Source organism: Amycolatopsis sp. NPDC054798, from assembly GCF_053611505.1.
Genome location: NZ_JBSHAM010000062.1, coordinates 49,815 through 53,406, shown reverse-complemented (window position 1 = coordinate 53,406; position 3,592 = coordinate 49,815). Strand labels below are relative to the sequence as shown.

General features: G+C 71.5%; 3 protein-coding genes. All 3 read left to right on the top strand.

Annotated elements, in window-relative coordinates:
• Window positions 1–144 precede the first annotated feature (144 nt).
• Genes ACWGIC_RS31270 through ACWGIC_RS31260 form a run of 3 tightly spaced genes read left to right on the top strand, consistent with a single transcriptional unit; the run spans window position 145 to window position 3,501 of the window.
• Window positions 145–1,452 carry an MFS transporter gene (locus tag ACWGIC_RS31270; protein ID WP_452079496.1) on the top strand — a complete coding sequence of 436 codons (1,308 nt, stop codon included), beginning with the start codon at window positions 145–147 and terminating at the stop codon, window positions 1,450–1,452.
• A complete protein-coding gene (locus tag ACWGIC_RS31265; protein WP_452079495.1) occupies window positions 1,449–2,864 on the top strand; it encodes a pyridoxal phosphate-dependent decarboxylase family protein in 1,416 nt (471 codons plus the stop codon). Before ACWGIC_RS31270 ends, ACWGIC_RS31265 begins: the two co-directional genes overlap by 4 nt.
• Window positions 2,865–2,898: 34 nt before the next feature.
• Window positions 2,899–3,501, top strand: coding sequence for a hypothetical protein (locus ACWGIC_RS31260; protein WP_452079494.1), 603 nt, complete (start codon window positions 2,899–2,901; stop codon window positions 3,499–3,501).
• Window positions 3,502–3,592: the final 91 nt, after the last annotated feature.

The following is a 3,592-nucleotide window of genomic DNA, read 5'->3' as shown; positions in this document are numbered from 1 at the left end:
GACCGGGATCGCCGCGCACGAGGGCGTAGTCGGCCCGGTACTGCCGGTGCATCACGACGGTGGCACGATTCCTCCCGACCACTACCGGGAACCGGCGAAGATCCATTAGGCATGCGTTCGTCGTTCCGCCTTCGAGGAGGACCTTTGGCGTCGCTGTCCCGCCGCACGAGATTCCGCTACTCGCTCGGCTCCTTCGTCACCGGCGGGTTCGGCACGGTGCCGGGGCTGCTCCTGCTGCCGTACCTCACCGACACGATGGCGGTGCCCGCCGCGGCGGCCGGGGTGATCGTGTTCGTGCCCAAGGCGTGGGACGTGGTCTTCAACCCGGTCGCGGGCCGGCTGTCGGACGCCGACCTCGCGCGGACCGGGAGCAGGCGGCGGTTCCTGCTGCGCGGCGGGATCGGCGTCGCGATCCTGTTCGCCGCGCTCTTCGCGCATCCCGGCTTCGGCACGCCGCTGTGGGACGCGGCGTACGTCGTGGCGATGTTCTTCCTGTGCGCCACCGCGTATGCGTTCTTCCAGGTGCCGTTCAACGCGCTTCCGGCCGAGCTGACCGATTCCGCCGAGGAACGCACGAAACTCACCAGCGTCCGGATCGGCGTGCTGGCGGTGGCGGTGCTGGTGTCCGGCGGCGGCGCCCCGGCGCTCACCGACCTGCTGCCCGGCGTGGCCGGCTACCGGGTGATGGGCCTCGTGATGGCGGTGATCATCCTGGCCGCCACGCTCGGCGTCTACTTCGGCCTGAAGGACGCGCCGGTCGGCTCGCTGCGCCCGAACACGGTGCGGCTCAAGGAATTGGCGCGGACCATCGCGCGGTGGCGTTCGTTCCGGTGGCTGCTGGGCGTCTACTTCATCCAGGCGCTCGGCATCGGCACGGTGCTGGCCGCGATCCCGTACTTCGCGCAGCACGTACTGGGCGACCCGAGCTACCGCACGTACCTGTTCGTCGGGTTCGTCGGGCCCGCGCTGGTCACCATGCCGGTGTGGCCGCGGCTCGGCGCGCGCTGGGGCAAGCTCGCCGGATTCCGGGTCGCCACGACGTCGTTTTTCGTCGGCCTGGTGGCGATGTACTTCGCCGACCGGCTCCCGTTCGCCGCGACGCTGGTGTTCGTCGCGCTCGCCGGCGTCGGCTACGCGGGCATTTCGGTGTTCCCGCTGGCGATCCTGCCGGACCTGATCAGCGCCGAGGAGGAGCGGACCGGCGAGACCCGGGCGGGCGTCACGGCCGGGGTGTGGACCGCGTCCGAGACGCTCGGGCTCGCGCTCGGGCCGGGGCTGTTCGGCCTCGTGCTGCAAGCCGGGAGCTACGTGTCGAGCACCGGGACGACCGCCGTCCCGCAGCCGCCGTCGGCGATCACCGCGATCGTGATCGGCGCTTCGGTGCTGCCCGCGGTGCTGATCGCGCTCGGCATCCCGCTGCTGCGCCGTTCGGTCCTGGAACGGCAGCCGTGAACGACGTATTGGCGCGGCTGCGCGAACTCCGCTCCGGCGACCTGCCGACGCACGGCGGGCGCACGCTGGCCTACGTGTACGACAGCGGACTGTCCGAAGTGGACGAAATCGCCGCCGCCGCGCACGCGCTGGCCAGTTCGGCGAACGGGCTCGACCCGACCGCGTTCCCCAGCCTGCTGCGGATGGAGAACGACCTGGTCGCCCGCGCGGCCGGACTGCTCGGCGGCACGCCGGACACGGTCGGCGCGGTGACGTCCGGGGGCACCGAATCGTGCCTGCTCGCGGTCCTCGCCGCCCGCGACGCCCGGCCGGAGATCGCTTCGCCGTCGATCGTGCTGCCGGAAACCGCGCACGCGGCGTTCCACAAAGCCGCGCACCTGTTCGGCGTGCGGAAGGTCGTGGTGCCGGTCGATCCGGGCACCTTCCGCGCGGACCCGGCGGCGATGACCGCCGCGATCGACGAAACCACCGTGCTCGTGGTGGCGAGCGCGCCTTCGTACGCACACGGCGTCGTCGATCCCATCTCGGAGATCGCTGCCGCCGCTTCGGCTCGCGGGGTGCGCATGCACGTCGACGCGTGCATCGGCGGCTGGGTGCTGCCGTACTTCGCGAAGCTCGGCGCGGACCTGCCGCCGTTCGACTTCCGCGTCCCGGGCGTCACCAGCATTTCGGTGGACCTGCACAAATACGCCTACTGCGCCAAGGGCGTCTCGGTGCTGCTGCACGCTTCCGCGGAGCTCCGGCGGCCGCACTTTTTCGCGAGCGCTGCCTGGCCTGGCTACACGATGCTCAACCCGACGCTGCAAAGCACCCGCTCGGGCGGTCCGCTCGCCGCCGCGTGGGCTGTCGTGCACCACCTCGGCGAGGACGGCTACCTGAAGCTGGCCGAGGCTGCCCGGGAAGCGGTGCGGCGGATTCGTGCCGGCGTGGCGGAGATTCCCGGCCTGCGCGTGCTGGGCGATCCGGTGTCGACGCTGGTCGCGTTCGCCGGCTCGGACGGCTTCGACCTGTTCACTGTCGCCGACGAGATGAAGGCGCGCGGCTGGTACGTCCAGCCGCAGTTCGCGCACGGCGCTTCTCCGCTGAACCTGCACCTCACCGTCACCGCCGCCAACCACGGCAGCGAGGCTGAATTCCTCGGCGATCTGGCGGCTTCCGTCGCGGCGGCGCGCGCGGAGGGCCCGGTGCGGATCGATCCGGACGTCGCCGCGTTCGTGGCCGCGCTGGACCCGGAAACGCTGACGTCCGAGCAGTTCGGCGGATTGCTCGCGGCGGCGGGCCTGACCGGCGGCGACGGGCTGCCGGAGCGGATGGCTCCGGTCAACGCGCTGCTGGCCGCCGCGCCGGGACCGTTGCGGGAACGGCTGCTCGTGGAATTCCTCGGCGCGCTGTACACCCCGTCCCGGGACTAGCGCAACCGATCGGCCGGCGGGCCGTCTACCGATCATGGGGAGTACCGAGGAAAACCGAAGACCGGGTCTGGTGCTGGCGGCAGTCGTGTTCCTGCTCGGCTGGCTCCTGGCGGCCGCGGTGAACTACCACATGCTGTTCCTCAGTTTCGTGATTCCGCTGCCGACCTCCGCGCTCGTCGGGGGAGCGTGGCTGACCGCTGCGGCCGCCACCGCGCTCAGCGCATGGCTGGTGTGGCGGCGGCTGCGCTGGCCGGGCCTGGCCGGATGCGCGGCGGTCACCGCGGTGTTCGCGGTGCTGATGGCCTCCACCAACTGGGTGCACTTCTACGCCACCACCTGGTACTCGACGCACCGCTCGGACTACGCCGAGGCGTTGCGCTACCTCGGCGACCTCAAGAAAGGCGAGGGCGCGCCGGAGGGCATCTCGCGGATCAACAGCGACCAGGGCGAGCCGGTGTGGTTCATCCGCGCCTGGTCGGGGATTCCCGGCTGCGTCGAGGGATTCGCGCACTTCGACGGTTACCCGGAGAAGTACCTTTCCGGCCATCCGATCAGCTCGTTCGGCAACCTCGACGGCGCGCCCTGCGCCGTCCGTCCGGTCGTCGAACTGGGCGACGGATGGTGGTGGGTCGAGTAGCTGCCAGCCCTTTGGCACCCCGCGCCCCGCGGGGCAAGCGCTGGCACCTCAAACGGGCGGGGGGCTTGCGATCGACGGCCACCCCCGGCTC

Bases quoted from the DNA above. Each gene is read 5' to 3' on its own strand.
- ACWGIC_RS31260 (WP_452079494.1), top strand. From the start codon at position 2,899: ATGGGGAGTACCGAGGAAAACCGAAGACCGGGTCTGGTGCTGGCGGCA.